This window comes from Polymorphospora rubra (assembly GCF_018324255.1).
Classification (GTDB): Bacteria; Actinomycetota; Actinomycetes; order Mycobacteriales; family Micromonosporaceae; genus Polymorphospora; species Polymorphospora rubra.
Genome location: NZ_AP023359.1, coordinates 6,078,490 through 6,096,234 on the forward strand (window position 1 = coordinate 6,078,490; position 17,745 = coordinate 6,096,234).

Annotated in this window: 14 protein-coding genes; 6 read left to right on the top strand and 8 right to left on the bottom strand. The window is 72.8% G+C overall.

Features of this window, described 5'->3' with window-relative positions:
- Positions 1 to 95: 95 nt before the first annotated feature.
- Entirely contained in the window at positions 96 to 1,265 is a 1,170-nt protein-coding gene (locus Prubr_RS27465; protein WP_246569041.1) for an ROK family transcriptional regulator, read from the bottom strand.
- Positions 1,266 to 1,520: 255 nt separating this feature from the next.
- On the opposite strand from Prubr_RS27465, the gene Prubr_RS27470 reads away from it, so the two are divergent.
- The 3 genes from Prubr_RS27470 to Prubr_RS27480 are packed head-to-tail and all read left to right on the top strand — an operon-like array spanning position 1,521 to position 5,190.
- Positions 1,521 to 3,194, top strand: coding sequence for an extracellular solute-binding protein (locus Prubr_RS27470; RefSeq protein WP_212817794.1), 1,674 nt, complete (start codon positions 1,521 to 1,523; stop codon positions 3,192 to 3,194).
- Positions 3,191 to 4,261, top strand: a complete 1,071-nt coding sequence (locus Prubr_RS27475) for an ABC transporter permease (RefSeq protein ID WP_246567721.1) — start codon at positions 3,191 to 3,193, stop codon at positions 4,259 to 4,261. Before Prubr_RS27470 ends, Prubr_RS27475 begins: the two co-directional genes overlap by 4 nt.
- Positions 4,258 to 5,190, top strand: a complete 933-nt coding sequence (locus tag Prubr_RS27480) for a carbohydrate ABC transporter permease (protein ID WP_212817795.1) — start codon at positions 4,258 to 4,260, stop codon at positions 5,188 to 5,190. The genes Prubr_RS27475 and Prubr_RS27480 overlap by 4 nt, the downstream gene beginning before the upstream one ends.
- Before the next feature lie 109 nt (positions 5,191 to 5,299).
- Here the strand turns inward: Prubr_RS27480 and Prubr_RS27485 are convergent, their stop codons facing one another.
- Both Prubr_RS27485 and Prubr_RS27490 read right to left on the bottom strand, forming a co-directional pair.
- Positions 5,300 to 7,648 (bottom strand): TIM-barrel domain-containing protein, encoded by a 2,349-nt coding sequence (locus tag Prubr_RS27485; RefSeq protein WP_212817796.1) that lies wholly within the window; start codon positions 7,646 to 7,648, stop codon positions 5,300 to 5,302.
- Positions 7,649 to 7,706: 58 nt separating this feature from the next.
- Positions 7,707 to 10,028 (bottom strand): glycosyl hydrolase family 95 catalytic domain-containing protein, encoded by a 2,322-nt coding sequence (locus Prubr_RS27490; RefSeq protein ID WP_212817797.1) that lies wholly within the window; start codon positions 10,026 to 10,028, stop codon positions 7,707 to 7,709.
- 51 nt (positions 10,029 to 10,079) lie between these two features.
- Here Prubr_RS27490 and Prubr_RS27495 point away from each other — a divergent pair, with 51 nt between their 5' ends.
- Complete coding sequence (locus tag Prubr_RS27495) at positions 10,080 to 12,047, top strand: beta-galactosidase (protein ID WP_212817798.1); 1,968 nt, start codon at positions 10,080 to 10,082, stop codon at positions 12,045 to 12,047.
- 13 nt (positions 12,048 to 12,060) lie between these two features.
- Here Prubr_RS27495 and Prubr_RS27500 read toward each other — a convergent pair whose 3' ends face one another.
- On the bottom strand, positions 12,061 to 12,729 hold the full coding sequence (locus tag Prubr_RS27500; protein ID WP_212817799.1) for a TetR/AcrR family transcriptional regulator: 669 nt from the start codon (positions 12,727 to 12,729) through the stop codon (positions 12,061 to 12,063).
- A gap of 155 nt (positions 12,730 to 12,884) precedes the next feature.
- On the opposite strand from Prubr_RS27500, the gene Prubr_RS27505 reads away from it, so the two are divergent.
- Positions 12,885 to 13,529: a LysE family translocator gene (locus Prubr_RS27505; RefSeq protein ID WP_212817800.1), complete on the top strand. Its 645-nt coding sequence runs from the start codon at positions 12,885 to 12,887 to the stop codon at positions 13,527 to 13,529.
- 18 nt (positions 13,530 to 13,547) lie between these two features.
- On the opposite strand, the gene Prubr_RS27510 is transcribed toward Prubr_RS27505, so the two are convergent.
- Complete coding sequence (locus Prubr_RS27510; protein WP_212817801.1) at positions 13,548 to 14,027, bottom strand: MarR family winged helix-turn-helix transcriptional regulator; 480 nt, start codon at positions 14,025 to 14,027, stop codon at positions 13,548 to 13,550.
- A gap of 99 nt (positions 14,028 to 14,126) precedes the next feature.
- On the opposite strand from Prubr_RS27510, the gene Prubr_RS27515 reads away from it, so the two are divergent.
- Complete coding sequence (locus Prubr_RS27515; RefSeq protein WP_212817802.1) at positions 14,127 to 15,422, top strand: low temperature requirement protein A; 1,296 nt, start codon at positions 14,127 to 14,129, stop codon at positions 15,420 to 15,422.
- Between the two features lie 10 nt (positions 15,423 to 15,432).
- On the opposite strand, the gene Prubr_RS27520 is transcribed toward Prubr_RS27515, so the two are convergent.
- The 3 genes from Prubr_RS27520 to Prubr_RS37165 form a co-directional block, all read right to left on the bottom strand.
- Complete coding sequence (locus tag Prubr_RS27520) at positions 15,433 to 16,578, bottom strand: FUSC family protein (RefSeq protein ID WP_212817803.1); 1,146 nt, start codon at positions 16,576 to 16,578, stop codon at positions 15,433 to 15,435.
- A 74-nt stretch (positions 16,579 to 16,652) separates the two neighbouring features.
- Positions 16,653 to 17,030, bottom strand: coding sequence for a sensory rhodopsin transducer (locus tag Prubr_RS27525; RefSeq protein ID WP_212817804.1), 378 nt, complete (start codon positions 17,028 to 17,030; stop codon positions 16,653 to 16,655).
- Positions 17,027 to 17,710 (bottom strand): D-arabinono-1,4-lactone oxidase, encoded by a 684-nt coding sequence (locus tag Prubr_RS37165; protein WP_343221510.1) that lies wholly within the window; start codon positions 17,708 to 17,710, stop codon positions 17,027 to 17,029. Before Prubr_RS37165 ends, Prubr_RS27525 begins: the two co-directional genes overlap by 4 nt.
- Positions 17,711 to 17,745: the final 35 nt, after the last annotated feature.

The window sequence follows — 17,745 nt, forward strand, 5'->3', positions numbered from 1 at the left end:
CCCAACACGCGGGTTACATGCGTGTTTCGACGGAGCACTCTGAGGCTGACACCCGGGCGTCGGCCCAGTCAAGAGAACCGGGACGAATCTCGATATCAGGGGAGGGCGGGCAGGTGCCCGGCCTCCACCCGGTCCAGCGCCCGCGCCGCGCCGCCCACCGCGGCGGCGCCCGGGCCCAGGGTGGACACCGCGATCCGGCCCGCGTCCGGGATGGTGACACGGGCCCCCACCTCGGCTTCGACGGTGGGCAGCAGCCACGGCGCCAGCGGGGCGAACGACCCGCCGAGCAGCACCACCCGCGGGTCGAGCAGGTCGAGCAGGGTGGCGACGGCGTGGCCGAGTCGGGCGCCCGCCTCGACGAGCGCCCCGGTCACGGTCGCATCGCCCGCGCCGGCCAGCGCGACGATCCGTTCGATCTCCGGGGCGTAGTCGACGACCGGACCGTCCGCCGCGGTGTCCGGCAGGGCGCGGCGGACCAGGGCCGGCAACCCGACGTACGCGTCCAGGCAGCCGCGCCGGCCGCAGCCGCACTCCGGCCCGCCCGGGTCGAGTTGCAGGTGGCCGATCTGCCCGGCGCGGCCGTGCCCGCCGCGCAGCGGCCGGCCCTCGACGATGATCCCGGCACCGACCCCCACCCCGCCGAGCAGGTGGACGAGGTCGGGAATGTCGGCGTAGCCGCCGTCGCGCTGCTCGGCCAGCGCGGCCAGGTTGGCGTCGTTGTCCACCGCCACGTCGTACGCGGGGCGGCGCAGTGCCTTGACCAGTTGGGCCCGCAGGTCCAGTTCGGGCCAGCCGACGTGGGGCGCGAAGCGGACCGTGTCGTCGGCGGCCACGAGCCCGGGTACGGCGACGGTGAGGCCGAGGATCTGGCGTCCCTGCCCGGTCACCTTGCCGACGACCCGGCCGGCCAGCGCCGCGACGGCGGCCACCGCCTTGCCCGGCGGCCCGGTCAGGGGCGAGGCGCGCCGCCAGGAGAGCAGCCGCTCGCCGGCCAGGTCGATGGCGACCGCGGTCATGTGGTCGGCGGCGACCTCGATGCCGACGGCCGCGTACGGCCGGCTCTCCAGGGTCAGCATCGTCGCCGGCCGGCCGATCCGGTTGGCCACCAGCCCGGTCTCGCGCAGCAGCCGGCGTTCGAGCAGGTCGGTGACGAGGCTGGACACCGTCGCCTTGTTCAGACCGGTCGACGCGGCGATGTCCGCCCGTGAACAGGGTGCGTGTGCACGTACGTAACGCAGGACGACGGTCAGGTTCGTCGTCCTCACGTCGGTCAAGTCGGCCGCCTGTGCGGCGCCCCGCGTCCCGATCACGTCAGCTCCGCCTTCCGCCCCGGCCCGGTCGGGGCACGTCCACTATGCCGCACCCGGGCCGTCGGCCGGAAACCTCTCTTGGTGTCATCCGGCCTGCCGGCACGCTCACTTGTGAGCCCGTTGACCGTCGACTATTTTGTTTGGCTAGCATCCAAACAAAGTCTAGCGGGAGTTCATGGCCCGTCGACCCATTTTCGAGAGGAGCGCGCCATGACGACACCCACGGGCGCGGCGGCGAACCGCCGGACCTTCCTGAGCCTGCTCGGCCTGGGCGCCGCAGCCGTCGCGGGCGGCGGGCTGCTCGCCGGCTGCAGCGAGAAGTCCGCCGGCGGCGGCGCCACCCAGAACCTCGACCGGCTCGCCGGCCTCCTGCCCGAGCAGCGGGCCCTCACCCTCGACATCCCCAAGCCCGACATCGTCGGCACCCGGCCGGTCCCGGACGGCTACTCCCGGTTCCCGGCCAACCTCTTCGACGCCATCACCGACAAGCCGGGCACCAGCGGGCAGCAGATCAGCGCCATGATGCCGGCCTGGGGACCGGCCCCGCCCAGCGGTGCCAACAACGCCTACCTGACCGCGGTCAACGCCGAACTCGGCACCCCGATCGACTTCAGCGTCCAGGACGGCAACACGTACGCCGAGAAGCTCGGCGCCATCCTCGGTGCCCGCGACGTACCCGAACTGCTCTGCGTGCCGGGCTGGGAGATCAACAAGCTGCCCCGGTTCGCCGACGCCGTGGGCGCCCTCTTCGAGGACCTGACCCCCTACCTGCAGGGTGGGGCGGTCGCGGCGTACCCGATGCTGGGCACGTTCCCCACCGGCGCCTGGCGCCACGCGTGCTGGAACGAGCGGCTGATGGCGATCCCCAACCCGACCGACGGGCCGTTCCCGTGGATGCTCTTCCACCGCCGGGACCTGCTCACCCAGCTCGGCCTGGCGGCGCCGAAGACCATCGACGAACTCTTCGAGATCGGCCGGCAGGTCACCGATCCCGCCAAGGGTGTGTGGGCGTTCGACGACATCTTCCCGATCGTGCAGATGCTCCACAAGGCGCCCGGCAGCAAGGAGGGCTGGCGGCTGAAGTCCGACGGCACCCCGGAGTTCAAGTACGAGACCGCCGAGTTCAAGCAGGCCGTCGAGTTCATGGCCAAGGTCTACCAGGCCGGCCTGGTCCACCCCGACATCGTCGCCAGCAAGGGCGCCGACTCCAAGCAGCTGCTGCAGAGCGGCAAGATCCTGTTCAAGCAGGACGGCACCGGCATGTGGCAGCCGATGCAGGCCGAGCAGCAGAAGGTCACCCCCGGCTTCGACATCCAGCCGGTGCCGCTGTTCTCCGCCACCGGCGGCGACCCGCTCGCCTGGGGCAACGACGAGCCGATCTCCTACACCTTCATCAGGAAGGGACTCGGCAAGGATCGCGTCGAGGAGCTTCTGCGGGTGGTCAACTGGTGCTCCGCACCGTTCGGCACCAGGGAGTTCGACCTGCGCGAGTACGGCGTCGAGGGCGTCCACCACACCCGCAGCGCCGACGGGCCCGCCAAGACCGAACTCGGGTTCAAAGAGATCCAGAACCAGTACTTCTTCGTCAGTGGTCGCAGCCCGGTCATCCAGCCGACCCCGCAGACCCCGAACTTCGTACAGGACCTGCTGACCTACTCGAACAACACGGTGCGCCACCTGGAGAAGGACCCCTGGGAGGGCCTGAAGTTCGAGATGCCGGCGAAGTACAAGGCCGCGGCCGTACCCACCGAGGACAAGATCACCGACATCGTCCGGGGCCGCCGGCCGATCAGCGACCTCGACGCGGTCGTCAGTGAATGGCGGGCCGGCGGTGGTGACGAGGCCCGCGAGATGCTCGGCACGGCACTGTCCGACGGCAAGTGAGCAACGACCGGGCCAGCCGGGCGCCGGCGGCGGTGGTTCCGCCGCCGGCCGCCCGGCCGGCCAACGAACCCGCCGCGCCGGCGGCCGATCCCGCCCCGCCGCCCGGCGGGCGGCGTCCGGCCCGCCGCCGCCAGCCCCGCCTGCCGCTGCGGGCCCGGCTGCGCCGCGACTGGCCACTGCTGGTCATGGTCGCCCCCGGCGCGCTGCTGCTGCTGGTCTTCCACTACGTGCCGGTCCTCGGCAACGTCGTCGCGTTCCAGGACTACAACCCGTACCTCGGCGACAGCTCCCTGGAGGCGCTGTTCTACAGCCCGTTCATCGGGTTGGAGAACTTCGAGGCACTCTTCTCCGACCCGGCGTTCTGGGACGCGCTCTGGAACACCCTGACCATCACCGCGTTCCAGCTGGTGTTCTTCTTCCCGCTGCCGATCGCACTGGCGATCGTGCTGCACAGCATCCTGTCCACCCGGCTGCGGATGTTCGTGCAGACGGTGGTCTACCTGCCGCACTTCTTCAGCTGGGTGCTGGTCGTGACGTTCTTCGTCCAGATGCTCGGCGGTGCCGGCCTGCTCGCCCAGGAGCTACGCGAGGCCGGCCTGACCCCGCCGGAGATCATGACCAACCCGGACACGTTCATCGTCCTGGTCACCGCCGAGGTGGTCTGGAAGGACGTCGGCTGGGGCACCATCGTCTTCCTCGCCGCGCTGTCCACCATCGACCCGAACCTCTACGAGGCGTCCGCGGTCGACGGCGCCGGGCGCTGGCGCCGGCTGTGGCACATCACCCTGCCCGGCCTGCGTCCGGTCATCGTCCTGCTGCTGATCCTGCGGCTGGGCGACGCGCTCTCGGTCGGCTTCGAACAGTTCATGCTGCAACGCGACGCGGTCGGCCGGCAGGCGGCCGAGGTCCTCGACACGTTCGTCTACCACCACTCGATCATCACCGGCGACTACGGCTTCGGTGCCGCCGCCGGCCTCTTCAAGGCCGTGGTCGGGCTGATCCTGATCCTGGCCGCCAACAAGTTCGCCCACGCGCTCGGCGAACGGGGGGTGTATTCCAAAACATGACCGCCACGTTGCCGACCGTGCCCCCGCCGCCCCGGCGCCGCCGCAACGCCCGCCCCGCCTGGGAGGAACAGCCGGGCGTCGTCGGGCAGTCCGCCAAGGGCGGCGTCCTCGCCGTCGTGGTGCTCGCCGTCCTCGTCCCGATGTGGGTCGTCCTGGTCACCAGCATCTCCTCGCAGGAGACCATCAACGCCGCCGGCGGCCTGGTCGTGGTGCCCCGCGAGATCGACCTCTCGGCCTACCGGACGATCTTCTCCGGCGGGCAGATCAGCCAGGCGCTGTGGATCAGCACCCTGGTCACCGGCGTCGGCACCGCGGTCAGCCTGGTGGTGACCGTGCTCGCCGCGTACGGGCTGTCCCGGCCGGGTACGGTCGGACACCGCGGCCTGCTCTTCTACTTCCTGCTGACGTTCCTGGTCTATCCGGGACTGGTGCCGAGCTATCTCGTCGTCACCGGCATCGGGCTCAAGGACAGCCTCTGGGCACTGATCCTGCCGACCGCGCTGAACGTCTTCAACTTCGTCGTCATGCGGGCGTTCTTCCAGAACATCCCCGGTGAACTGCTCGACAGTGCCCGCGTCGACGGGGCGGGGGAGTTCCGCATCCTGTGGCGGATCGTGCTGCCGCTGTCGAAGGCGGTGATCGCGGTCGTCGGACTGTTCTACGCCGTCGGCTACTGGAACGTCTGGTTCAACGCGCTGCTCTACATCGACGACAACGAGAAGTTCCCGATCCAGCGGGTGCTGCAGAGCTTCATCCTGGCCGGGCAGACGCCGCAGACCTCCGGCGCGACGGTCGGCGTCACGATGCCGCCGACCCTGGCCATCAAGATGGCCGTGGTGGTGGTGACGGTCGCGCCGATCGCCCTGGTCTATCCGTTCGTGCAGCGCCACTTCACCCGCGGCGTCATCATCGGCGCGATCAAGGGCTGAACCGGCGCGATCAAGGGTTGACCCGGCGTGGTCGAGGGCTGAACCGGCGCACCCCGGGGACCGGGTGGCGTGGCCCGCGAATCGGTGATCGCGGGCCACGCCGCTCCGCTCAGTCCAGTTCCGCCACCAGCGTGCCGTCCTTCGTGGACAGCCGCGCGGGGGCGCCGGCGACGACCACCCGGTCCGGCGCGGTCGCGCCGCTCACCGCCGGCAGCGCGATCCGACGTACCCGCGCCGGGCCGTCCAGGGTGACCGTGAGCGTGCCGCCGTCGCGTGCCGCCGTCACCACGGTGTCGCCGTCGACGTCGCTGATCACGGTACGGCCGTCGACGACGCCCCAGCTCACCACGGTCAGGTCGGTGAACGGGCCGGCGGGGATCGTGTCGGCCACGGCGACGGTCGGCACGAGGGCGCCGTACCGGACGAACAGCGGGATGCGGTCGAGTTCGGCGCGGATCCGGCGGTGCCGGCCGCCGGCGACCACCTCACCGGTGTCGAAGTCGATCCAGTCGCCGTCGGGCAGGTAGACGAACCGCTCGGCTTCCGGAGTGACGATCGGGGCGACCAGCAGGTCCGGGCCGAGCAGGTATTCCAGTTCGGCGGTCCAGGCGGCCGGGTCGTCGGGCGCGTCGACCAGCAGGGCCCGCATCATCGGTGCGCCGGTACGGGCCGAGGTGACCGCCGCCGAGTACAGGTACGGCAGCAGCCGGTAGCGCAGCCGCAGCGCCTCGACGGCCAGTTCGGCGGCGCGGGCGGGGAAGTTCCACGGCAGCCGGCTGGTGGTGCCGTGGAAGCGGACCAGCGGCGACAGCGCCGCGAACTGCGCCCACCGTACGTAGAGGTCGTCGGTCGGCGTACCGGTGAAGCCGCCGGCGTCGTGCGACCAGAACGGCACCCCGGACAGGCCGTGCGACAGCCCGCCGCGCAGGGTGCTGGCCATCGCCGGGTACGTGGCGCTGGTGTCGCCGCCCCACTGGGCGGAGTGCCGCTGCCCGCCGAGGTACGACGACCGGGCCCAGACCATGCCGTGCCCGGCGACCTCACGGGTCACCTCGGCGGCCGCGTCGTTGAACAGCAGGGTGTAGACGTTGTGCAGTTCGGTGCCGGTCATCCCGTTGGCGGCGACCGCGTCGGCCGGCACCCCCTCGGCGAAGTCGGTCTTGAACACCGCGACACCCTGTTCGAGCAGTGGCCGCAGCAGCCCCTGATACCAGGCGGTCGCCTCCGGGTTGGTGAAGTCGACGATGCCGCAGGCCGGGTAGGAGCCGTGCCACACGTCGGCGACGTACGTCGAACCGTCCGGCCGGCGCAGCAGGTAGCCGGCGGCCTCGGCGGTGGCGAACAGCGGGCTGAGGTGGCTGAGGTACGAGTTGATCCACAGGCAGACCCGGAACCCCAGCCCGGCCAGTTCGGCGAGCATGGCGTCGGGATCGGGGAACGCCTCCCGGTCCCAGGCCAGGTCGGACCAGTGCCCGTCGGTCTGCCAGTAGCAGTCCAGGTGCAGCACGTCGCACGGGATGCCGTCGGCGCGCAGCCGGCGGGCCCGCTCCAGCGCCGCCTCCTGGCTGTCGGCGAAGAACCCCGACGACATCCAGGTGCCGAACGCCCACTTCGGCGGCAGCAGCGGCCGGCTGGTCAGCAGGTCGTAGCGGTCGAGGATCTGCGCCGGGGTGGGGCCGGCGATCACGTAGTAGTCGAGCAGGTCGTCCGGGACGAGGATCTGCACGCAGCTGTGGGTGGACTGGCAGATGTCGAACTCCACCGGTAGGCCGCTGTCGACCAGGACGCCGTAGCCGCGGTTGGACAGGTAGAGCGGAACGTTCTTGTAGGCCCGGTCGGACTCGGTGCCGAACGCGTCGAAGTTCCACATCAGGGCGCGCTGGCCGCGCTTGTCGAGGGCGGTGAACTTCTCGCCGAGCCCGACGAACCGTTCGTCGGCGGGTGCGGTGAAGCTCTCGTGGTACGCCGCGACGGCGCCACCGGAGAGCGACCGGCCGAACGGCAGGGTCCGCAGCCGGCCGCTGATGTCGCGCTCGCCGCCGTTCTGCTCGACGAGGACCCGGCCGGTGCGGTCGAGGAACCGTAGCCGCCACGGGTCGAGGGTCACCTCGGCCACGACCCCGCCGGCGTCGACGACGACGCGGCCGTCGTCACCGCGTACGTCGGCGGCGTAGCTGCCCGGGGTGACCAGGGTCGCGGCGCGGGCGGAGCGGGAGCGGGCCTGCGGGTCGTCGCTGAGGCGGACCCGGACGACCCCTTCGCCGGCGGCGTCGAGCCGGACCAGCAGGGTGCCTCCGTCGGAGGTGGTGGCCTTGACCACCGTGCCGGTGGCGTCGAGCGACACCACCTCGGCGCGGGTCACGGCGGAGAGTCCCTGCTCGCCGGGCGGCCGTACCGGCAGCTCGGGCGGGTCGGCCACGAAGACCTCGTGGGGGACCAGGGGCGGGCGGTACGGCATGCGTGCTCCTCCGATGTTGCAGCGGCTCTAGCTGCACATAGTTTTTCTTGAAGCACAACTAAGTGTCAACGGCGCGTAAGGGCACCGACACGCCCGCCGGCAACGTGACCGGCAGCGCCGGCGCGCCACCGAACACCCCTCCAGGCGGCGCTGGCGCGCCACCGAACACCCCTCCAGGCGGCGCTGGCGCGCCACCGAACACCCCTCCAGGCGGCGCGGCCGCGCCATCAAAGGCCATGCCCGGCGGCGCCCCGACGACCAGCCGTGCCCCGGCCGCCGACCACAGCACGGCCTCGACCGCGCCGGGCGCCCAGCGCAGCTCCCGTACGGTGACCGCGCCCCGCACGACCAGGCCGGTCACCCGCCCGCGTGGCCACGCGGCGGGCAGCGCCGGCAGCAGGTCGAGGCGCCCGTGCGCGCCCCGCACCAGCATCGCGGCGACGACCGCCGGCAGCCCGCCGGCGATGTCCACGTTGAACACCGCGTCCCGGTTGTGGGTCGGCACCAGGCTCGGCCGCCAGTAGACCCGGGCCATCCGTTCGACGCAGGCGTACGCCTCGTCGGCCATCCCGAGCGCGGCGGCGGCCAGCCCGAGCTGGGCCAGCCCGTACGCCATCTCGTCGGAGTCCGCGCCCGCCCACCAGTCCAGCCGTCGGCGGACGGCCGCCGCCGCGGCGGTCCGCAGCACCGGCTCGCCGGTGATCGCCGGATCCGGCTCGTACCACAGCGGCCACAGGTGCGACGCGTGCCGGTGGGCCGGCTGGTCGGTGAGGTCCGGATGGCACCACTCGGCGAGCACCCCGCCGGCGACCCGGTACGGCGGCAGCGCGGCGAGCAGGTCCCGCCAGCGTGGGGCGTCCGGGTCGTCGACACCCAGTTCCGCGGCGACCGCGATCACGTTGGTCAGCAGGTCCCGGGTCACGGCCACGTCCATCGTGGCGTCGACGCACGCCTGCGAACCGGTGCTGGCCGGCGCGTTCTCCGGCGAGTACGACGGCACGAACCGGGCCGTGCCGTCGTGGACCCGTACGAAGTCGAGGCAGAAGGTGGCTGTCTCGCGCAGGAACGGCCATGCCCGGCGGGCCAGGAAGTCGCGGTCGCCGGTGTAGCGCCAGTGGTCGACGTACAGCCGGGCCAGCCAGGCGGCTCCGGCGGTCCAGAACGTCTGGCACCACACCGGGCCGAAGTGGTTCTGCCGGCCGTGGCTCGACATGTGCACGGGAGCGAGCAGGCCGGCGGCGCCGTACAGCCGCCGGGCGTTGCGCCGCAGGTCGTCGCGGACCGCGTCGAGCAGGTCGAACAGCGGCAGCATCAGCTCCGGGGTGCCGGTGGGCAGCAGGGCCGCGACCGCCGCCGGCAGGTTCCCGTCCAGGGTGTAGCCGCTCGACCACGGCGGGGTCCAGGTGCCGCTCCACACCCCCTGCAGGGTGGGCGGAAGGTCGCCGCTGCTGCTGACGATCAGGTGGCGGCCGGCGTCGAACAGCCGCTCGACCAGGGCCGGGCCGACCGGTGCGGCGAGCAGGTCCTCGGTCGGCGCGGTCCGGTCCGCCGGGTCGGCCGCCAGGTCCAGGTGGACCCGGCCCATCAGTTCGCCGTGCACGGCGGCGTGCGCGGCGAGCAGCGCGTCGAAGTCCGGGTCCGGATCCGGATCCGGGTCGCCGGGCAGCAGGGTACGCACGACGAGTACGGCGTCGGACCGCAGCACCGGACCGTCGACGTCCACACCGGACACCCGGCAGCGGACCCGGTAGCCGGTCAGTGCGCCGGACCAGGTGGCGTACGGGAACCGGGCCGTCAGCGTCAGGCCGTCCACCGCAGTCTCGACCGGTCGCGGCGGTTCGCCCTCGACCGGACCCAACTCCACCGTCCCGGTGAAGCCACCGGTCGCCGACACCCGGGCCACGATCGCGTCCGCCGGCCGGGAGGCGAACACCTCCACCCGCACCTCGCCGGCGGCGTCGCGCCAGCGCTGGGTGACGAGCCCGGTCGCGGTGTCGACCGAACGCCGGTAGTCGCGCACCGGGCCGGGGCGGCGTGGTGTCACGGTCAGCGTCGCGGCGCCGACCAGCGGGTCGATCCAGACCGTCCCGGCGTACGCCGGCTCGTCGTCGGCGGCGACCCGGCACACCTCGGCGGCCGCCTGCGCGTACCGGCCGCTGTCGAGCAGACCGCGCAGCCTGGGCAGGATCCGGGCGGTGTCCGGCGGTTCGAGCGGCGGGTGCAGCGGCAGGAACAGCCGCTCGTGGGAGACGGTCAGCCGCAGCCCGTCCGCCGGCCGGCCCCAGCACAGGGCGCCCTGCCGGCCGTTGCCGGTCACCAGCGCGTGTTCCCAGGTGTCGGCCGGCAGCCGGGACGTCGATCCGTTGACAGGTCCGCGCACCGGCTCTACTTTGGCGGCAGTCCAAACAAATTACAACGCTGCGGGAGCACCATGTTCTTCGGGGGCGACTACAACCCGGAGCAGTGGCCGGAAGACGTGTGGGCGCAGGACGTCGAACTGATGCGGCGGGCCCGCGTCACCCTGGTCACCGTCGGGGTCTTCGCCTGGGCCCGGCTGGAGCCCGCCCCCGGCCGCCACGACTTCGGGTGGCTCGACCGGATCCTCGACCGGCTCGCCGACGCCGGGATCGGGGTCGCCCTGGCCACTCCGACCGCGTCGCCGCCACCCTGGTTCAGCCTCGCCCACCCCGAGGCGCTGCCGGTCGACGCCGCCGGCGTACGGCTCAGCCACGGCAGCCGCGACACCTACTGCGCCAGCGCGCCCGCCTACCGGTCCGCCGCCCGCCGGATCGCCGCCGCTCTCGCCCAGCGCTACCACGACCATCCGGCGCTCGCCCTGTGGCACGTGCACAACGAGTACGGCACCACCTGCCACTGCGACCTCACCGCCGAGGCGTTCCGTCGCTGGCTGCGGCACCGCTACGGCGATCTCGACACGCTCAACGACGCGTGGACCACCGCCTTCTGGAGCCAGCACTACACCGACTGGGCGCAGATCCGGCCGCCGCGCGCCACCCAGTACCTGCCGAACCCCACCCAGGTGCTCGACTTCCGCCGGTTCACCTCCGACGAACTGCTCGCCGCGTACGTCGAACAGCGCGACCTGCTGCGCGCCGCGACCCCCGGCGTGCCGGTCACCACCAACTACGTACTCGGTGACTGGGTGCCGGTCGACCACGCCCGGTGGGCGGCCGAGGTCGACCTCGTCGCCATCGACCACTACCCGTCCGACGCCGGCCCCGCCGCCGAGGAGGAGGCGGCGTTCGCCGCCGACCTGGCCCGGGGTTGGGCCCGGGGCAGCCCGGGCCGGCCGGACTGGCTGCTGATGGAGACCGCGCCCAATCTCGTCTACACCGCCGACCGGATGCACACCAAGGAACCCGGCCGGATGGCCCGCAACAGCCTCGCCGCCGTCGCGCGCGGGTCGCGCGGCGCGATGTTCTTCCAGTGGCGGGCCCCGCGGGGCGGCGCCGAACTCTTCCACTCCGCGCTGGTCCCGCACGCCGGCCCGGACAGCCGGGTCTACCGCGAGGCGGTCGAACTCGGCGATCGACTCGCCCGGGTCGCGCCGGCCGCGGCCGGCGTCGTCGAGGCCCGGGTGGCCGTGGTGTACGACGAGCCGTCCGCCTGGGCACTGCGGGCCCGTGCCCTGCCGTCGACCCGGCTCGACCACCTCGACGACGCCCGGCGGGCGCACCGGGCACTGTGGCGCCGGGGCATCACCGCCGACGTCGTCGGCGGGCTCGACGACCTGTCCGGGTACGCCGTGGTCGTGCTGCCCGGCCACTACCTGATGGCCGACCGGCAGGCCGCCGCGCTGCGGGCCTTCGTCGAGGCCGGCGGGCACCTCGTGGCGACGTACCTCAGCGGGGTCGCCGACGAGCACGCCCGGATCCGCACCGGCGGCTATCCGGGCGCGCTGCGCGACCTGCTCGGCGTCCGGGTCGAGGAGTTCCACCCGCTGGCCGTGGACGCGTCGGTGAAGCTGTCCGACGGGACCACCGGCGACCTGTGGAGCGAGACCGTGCACGCCACCGGCGCGCGGGTCGTCGCCAGCTACGCCGATGGTGTCCTGGCCGGCCGTCCGGCGGTCACCCGGCACACCGTCGGCGCCGGCACCGCCTGGTACGTCTCCACCCGACTCGCCGACGACGCGTACGCCGACCTGCTGCACGCGGTGGCCGCGGACGCCGGCGTCGGGCCGGTGCGGCCGGACCTGCCGCCCGGGGTCGAGGTCGTGACCCGCCGCACCGGCGACCGGTCCTGGCTCTTCGTGCTCAACCACACCGCGACGGTGTGCGAGGTGGCCGCGAGCGGCGTCGACCTGCTGACCGGCGCCACGGTCGACGGCGTCGTACGGGTGCCGGCCGGCGGTTCGGCCGTGGTCGGTACCGGTTGACCCGTCACCGGGTTCAGGCGTGCGGTTCGTGCCGGCCGTGGGCGGCCGAGGGGCTGCTCTGCGCGAGGCTGTGGGCGAGCAGGGTGTCGTAGTCCACGGCGATCCCGCGCAGCAACGTCTCGACGGCGTCCCCGATGTCGGCGCCGGTCAGCGGCGCGTGGCCGAAGAGGGCCCGGTAGTACACCAGCGACGCCAGTAGGTCGACGGCCAGGTCGAGGTTGAGGTCGGGGCGCAGGTCGCCGCGGGCGATCGCACCGCGCAGCGTCTGCCGTACGGCGGCCCGGGGCGGTTCGAAGAGCGTGGTCATGAAGGCGGTCCGCAGGTCGTCGTGCCCGGCGCAGTCGGCCAGCAGCGGGGCGAGGACGTTCGGCGGCAGCCGGTGGAACGCGTCGACGAAGACGCTGATCGACTCGTGCAGGTCACACAGCGTGCAGTCGGTGTCCGGTGCCTCGATGCCGCCGAGCTGGCGGGCCAGCGCGGCGAGGACCAGTTCCTGCTGCGACGCCCAGCGCCGGTAGAGCGCGGGTTTCGTCGTGCCGGCCCGGGTGGCGACCTCGCCGATGGTCAGGTGCTTGTAGCCGACCTTCCCGAGCACGGCCATGGTCGAGTCGAGGATGGCGGCGTCGAGGTGGGCGTCGCGGGGGCGCCCGGCGCGGGCGCCGGTGCCGGCTCGATCGACCATGGCTGAACCGTATCACCTCAATTACGAGCCAACTCGTAACGCAGGGCTTGCCGGGTGGTCGTGGCGTCGCCGGGGACCACGACCGGCCGGCGCCGGCGGTACTGTCTTCCTGGACGGCCCGCGCTCCGCGCGGGGTCCGGAAGGGGGGACGGGCCGTGGTGTCGTTGGCCGCCGTGCTGGGGATGGCGCTGGTCGCGCTGGGGATGGTGCTCACCCCCGGGCCGAACATGATCTACCTCGTCTCGCGCAGCATCAGCCAGGGCCGGCGGGCCGGACTGATCTCGCTGGGCGGCACCGTCGTCGGCTTCGTCGTCTACATGACGATGGCGAACCTCGGCCTCGCCGCGGTCTTCGTCCTCGTGCCCTGGCTCTACACCGGCCTCAAGGTGGCCGGCGCGGCCTACCTGCTCTACCTGGCCTGGAAGGCGCTGCGGCCGGGCGGGATCTCCATGTTCGAGACCCGTGAGCTGGCCCGGGACTCGTCCGCGAAGCTGTTCCGCATGGGCCTGCTGACCAACCTGCTCAACCCCAAGGCCGCCATCATGTACATGGCGCTCATTCCGCAGTTCATCGACCCGGCCGCGGGCAACGTGATGCTGCAGGGGTTCCTGCTCGGCGGTGTGCAGATCACGGTCAGCGTGATCGTCAACGCCATGTTCGTGATCGTCGCCGGGAGCATCGCGGCCTTCCTCGCCACCCGCCCCTCCTGGAGCAAGTTCCAGCGGTGGGTGACCGGTACCCTGCTCGGCGCGGTCGGCGTGAAGCTCGCCATCGACGCGCCGGCGCGGGCGGCCAGCTGACCGGCCCGGCGCCCGCGGTCAGTCGCCGAGCCGGCGCCCCTCGGCCTCCTGGATGGCTGCCGCGCGGCGCTGATATCCGGCGATGAGCGCGAGGTCGGCGGCGGAGTACTCCGCGTTCAGCTGATCGAGCCGGGTCATCATCCCGACGAACAGATCGCGGATCCGCGCCGTGCCCTCCTCGGTCGCGACGACGGCGACCTTCCGGCCGTCGCTCGGGTCGGGCTGCCGGACGACGAAGCCCTTGCGCTCCAACCGGTCGAGGACGTCACTGATCGAGTTCTTGGCCATCCCGGTCTGCTCGGCCAGATCACGCACCGACGGGTGCCCGTGGCGGTGGACGAGGTCGAGCACCTTCTCCTCGGTGGGCCCGAGCCCGACCCGCTTGGACAGGTTGGTGTGGAACAGGATCATCGCCGTGCTCAGGCGGCGCCCCGAGTCGGCGACGGCCTGTAGGGCCTCGGCGCGGTCCGCCGGGTCGTCGTGCTTCGCCCTGTCCATGGGGCGCACGGTACCCGCCGCCCCGGCACGGGACGTGGCGGCATCCGCCCGCCGTCGGAAACGCTGCGCGCGGTCCGGGGCGCCTGCGAGACTCGGGCGGTGAGCGCAGCGCCGACTCTCCGCCGGTCCCGGTGGCTCGTGCCGGTGGCGCCGGGCTCACGGGTGACCCGGCTCGAACTCTTCTACGATCTCATCTTCGTCTTCGCCTTCCTGAACGTGACCGGCCTGGTCTCGCGGCACCTCGACCCGCTCGGTCTGCTGGCCGGGGCCGTCGTGCTCGCCCTGCTGTGGTGGTGCTGGACCGGGTTCGTCGCGCTCGGCAACGCGGTGCGCGCCGACCACGGCATACTGCCGTTGATCGGCTTCGCCACCATGGCCGCCGTCTTCGTGCTGGCACTGGCCATGCCGCAGGCGTTCGTCGACCGCCCCGGGGACCTGTCCGGCCCGGCCGTGTTCGCCGTCTGCTATCTGGCCGTACGGGCCCTGACGGTCGGCGCGCTCTGGTTCGTGTTCAGTGCGACCGACCAGCCCCGCCGGCGCCTGTGGCTGCTGACCCTGCCGGCCGTCGTGGCGGCCGGGCTGATCGGGCTCGCCGCGTTCACCCCGCTGTGGCTCCACGACGGCGGAGTCGCGGCCCGGGTCCGACTCGGGCTGTGGCTGGCCGCCCTGATCGTGGAGTACGGCGCCGGGATCCTGCTGCCGTACACCGCGTGGTCGGTCGTCTCCGCCGGGCACTTCGCGGAGCGGCACGGGTTGATCGTGCTCATCGCGCTCGGCGAGTCGGTGCTGGGCCTGGGGATCGGTCCGGGCCGGTTCGCCGACCTCACCCTGACCGCGCCGGTGATCATCGCCGGCGTGCTGGGCATCGGCCTGATCTCCGCCCTCTGGTGGCTGCACTTCGACACCCTCGCGCTGGCGATCGAGCAGGCCATGCACGGCACCCGGGACCGGGTCCGGATCCCGTTCGCCCGCGACGTCTACACCTACCTGCATCTGGCGATCATCATCGGGATCATGTTCACGGCACTCGGGCTCAAGGTCGTGCTCGAGGTGGTCGCCGCGCCGGGCGACCACCGGTCCGGCGGTGCGGTCACCACCCTCTACGGCGGGGTGGTGCTCTTTCTGCTGGCCGGCGTCGCCGCCATGCTGCGCACGTTCCACCGGGTGCGCCGCTCGACCCTCGTCGCGGTGGTGGTGATCACCGGGCTCGCCGTGGTGGCCGTACGGGTCCCGGTCCTCGTCGCGCTCGGGCTGCTCGTCGCGGCGTGCCTGGTCCTGGCACTCGTACAGCGCCTGACCGGGGTGGCGGAGCGGACCCGGATCCGGGAGCTGACGCTGCACGAGGAGGAGGCGTCCGAGGCCGAGATCAGCCGGTGGCGCCGCGGACATCTCTAGCCACGCCCGCCTACCGCTGTCCCTCGGCCGCCGCACGGACCATCGACCGGGCCTCGTTGCGGCCCACCCCGGTGGCCCGGAGCAGGTCGTTGCAGGCGGTCCGCAGCTGCGAGACGACGATCGTCCCGGAGAACCCGATCTCCTCCCGGCAGGCCCGCCCGGCCTCCCGCACCGCCCGCAGCGCCCGTTGCCGGGCCTGCTCGGGTTCCTTCCCCGCGAGGAACTCCCGGTGCAACAGCCGGACCGCCTCGCCGAAGTGCTCGACCGCCGCCGGCAGGTCGGGCGGCACGGGCTCGTTGTCCCGCAGCGTGGTGCCGATACGGCGAACCAGTCCCCGGCTGTTCCGGAACGCCCGGTCCATGTGCTCGACACCGCGCCGGTACGCGCCCAGGGTGCGCCGGCGGTGCCAGCGCACCGGGGAGTACCGGACCACCTCGTCCGCCGCGGTGACGACCTCCCCGAGCCGGTTGAGTTCCCGCTCGGCGACCCGCATCCGCTCCAGCACCCGTTCGGCCCGTTTCACGTCGCCGAGGGCGAGCGCCTCGGCCGAGTCGGTCATCTCCCGCGCGAACAGGTCCAGCGTCGGGCTCGCGACGCGTCGTACGGTCCGCAGCGGGTTGATCGGGACGAGTACGAGCACCACCAGCAGCCCGATCGCGCCGCCGACCAGCGCGTTGACGGTGCGTGGGATCTCCAGGTCGGCCACCGTCGGGGTGAGGGTCGCGATCAGCACCGCCGTACCGCCGGCCTGGGTCATCAACGCCCCCGTGCCCCGGACCACCGCCGCCGCCGTGATGGCCAGGAAGACGACCGCCCCGGTCTGCCACGCCCCCGTGCCGATCAGGAGGATGAGCAGGTCACCGACGGCGATGCCGAGCACCACGCCGACGATCAGCTCGACCGTGCGGCGGGTCCGGTTACCGAGGGCGGCCGCGATCGTACCGACGGCCGCCGCCGGCGCGAACGTCGGTTCCGGGTTGCCCAGCACCTGCGCGGCCACCACCCAGGACAGCGCGGCGGCCAGCCCGGCCTGGACCCCCACGATCAGATACGTCTGGAGCCGGCGGTAGCTGTTCCGCCCGGAACCTTTCGCGCGGGCCCGCAGTCGGGCGGCCACACCGGGGCGCCGGCCGGACGAGTCAGGATTCGACGGCATGAGCGCGGTTACCCGGCCCCGCCGTCGGCCGAACGTCGCGGATCCGAACGCCGCGCCCTGGCCGAACGTCGCGCTCAGGTTGGATGGGCCAGGGTGGTGGCCAGGCCCAGCGCGCCGGGCAGCCGGGTGTCCTGACGCAGGAACTGGACGACCACCGGGACCGGGGAACGCAGCAGGCAGCCGTACGGCCGGTCGAGCCGGATCGCCTCCGGGTCGATCAGGTCGTTGAGTCGTATGTGCCGGATCCGCCGGGCGCCCACCGGGATCCGGTACGGCCCGACCGGCTCCGCGTCCTCGTAGTAGACGTCCAGGCTGACCTGCGCCTCCTCGTCCGTGGCGTTGAGGATGCAGAGCTGGTCGAAGCCGCTGAACTCCGGCTCGGCCCCGTGGGCGGGGAACGGGATACGTCCGCCCGGGACCACCCAGACCCGCGCTCCGACGTCCGGGATCACGCCTCCTCAAGCAGCCGGGCCAGGTCGGGTGTGCGGAACACGCCGTCGGGGTCGAGCCGGCGGCGGGCCGCCTGGAAGTCGTTCCAGCGGGGATAGAGCGGCCGCAGCTCGCGGGCGGTCAACCAGTGCTTCTTGCCCCAGTGCGGCCGCCCGCCGTACTGCCGGAACACCGACTCCATGTCCCGGAAGTACTCCTCGTACGGCAGGGAGCTGTTCTGCAGGCAGGCGATGGTGGTCGTCGCCCGGCCGTAGGCGTTGCTCAGCGCGATGTCGTCGGCGGCGATGGTACGTACCAGGACCCGCCACGCCGCCATCCGGCGGTGCCGTTCCCGGATCCGGCGCCGGACCTCGGCGAAGCAGGCGGGGAACGCCTCCGACGGCAGCATGTACTCGATCTCCTCGAAGCGCAGTTCCCGGTGCCGGGGGATGGCGCGGTGGGTCGGCCCGACCTGGATCTCGGGGGGATGCCCGCCCGGACCGGCCTCGCGCCCCGCCGCCCACGGGTGGATGTCCGGCTCCCGGTCCCGCCGGTTCATCGTCCGGATCTGGGTCTGTTCGCTGCGCGGATACCAGTAGAAGTCCATGTTGCGGTTGGTGTGCTGGAGTTCGGCGAGGTGGTCGAGCGTCCAGTCGACGTGGGCGCACCACGACCGCCGGCGCAACTCGTAGCGGGGCTGCACGTCCAGGGTGATCCGGGTGACGACCCCCAGCGCCC

Excerpts from the sequence above, each read along its gene's own strand:
- Prubr_RS27485 (WP_212817796.1), bottom strand. The coding sequence starts at position 7,648 with ATGCCGTACCGCCCGCCCCTGGTCCCCCACGAGGTCTTCGTGGCCGAC.
- Prubr_RS27480 (WP_212817795.1), top strand. The coding sequence starts at position 4,258 with ATGACCGCCACGTTGCCGACCGTGCCCCCGCCGCCCCGGCGCCGCCGC.
- Prubr_RS27520 (WP_212817803.1), bottom strand. The coding sequence starts at position 16,578 with ATGCCGTCGAATCCTGACTCGTCCGGCCGGCGCCCCGGTGTGGCCGCC.
- Prubr_RS27495 (WP_212817798.1), top strand. The coding sequence starts at position 10,080 with ATGTTCTTCGGGGGCGACTACAACCCGGAGCAGTGGCCGGAAGACGTG.
- Prubr_RS27500 (WP_212817799.1), bottom strand. The coding sequence starts at position 12,729 with ATGGTCGATCGAGCCGGCACCGGCGCCCGCGCCGGGCGCCCCCGCGAC.
- Prubr_RS27510 (WP_212817801.1), bottom strand. The coding sequence starts at position 14,027 with ATGGACAGGGCGAAGCACGACGACCCGGCGGACCGCGCCGAGGCCCTA.
- Prubr_RS27470 (WP_212817794.1), top strand. The coding sequence starts at position 1,521 with ATGACGACACCCACGGGCGCGGCGGCGAACCGCCGGACCTTCCTGAGC.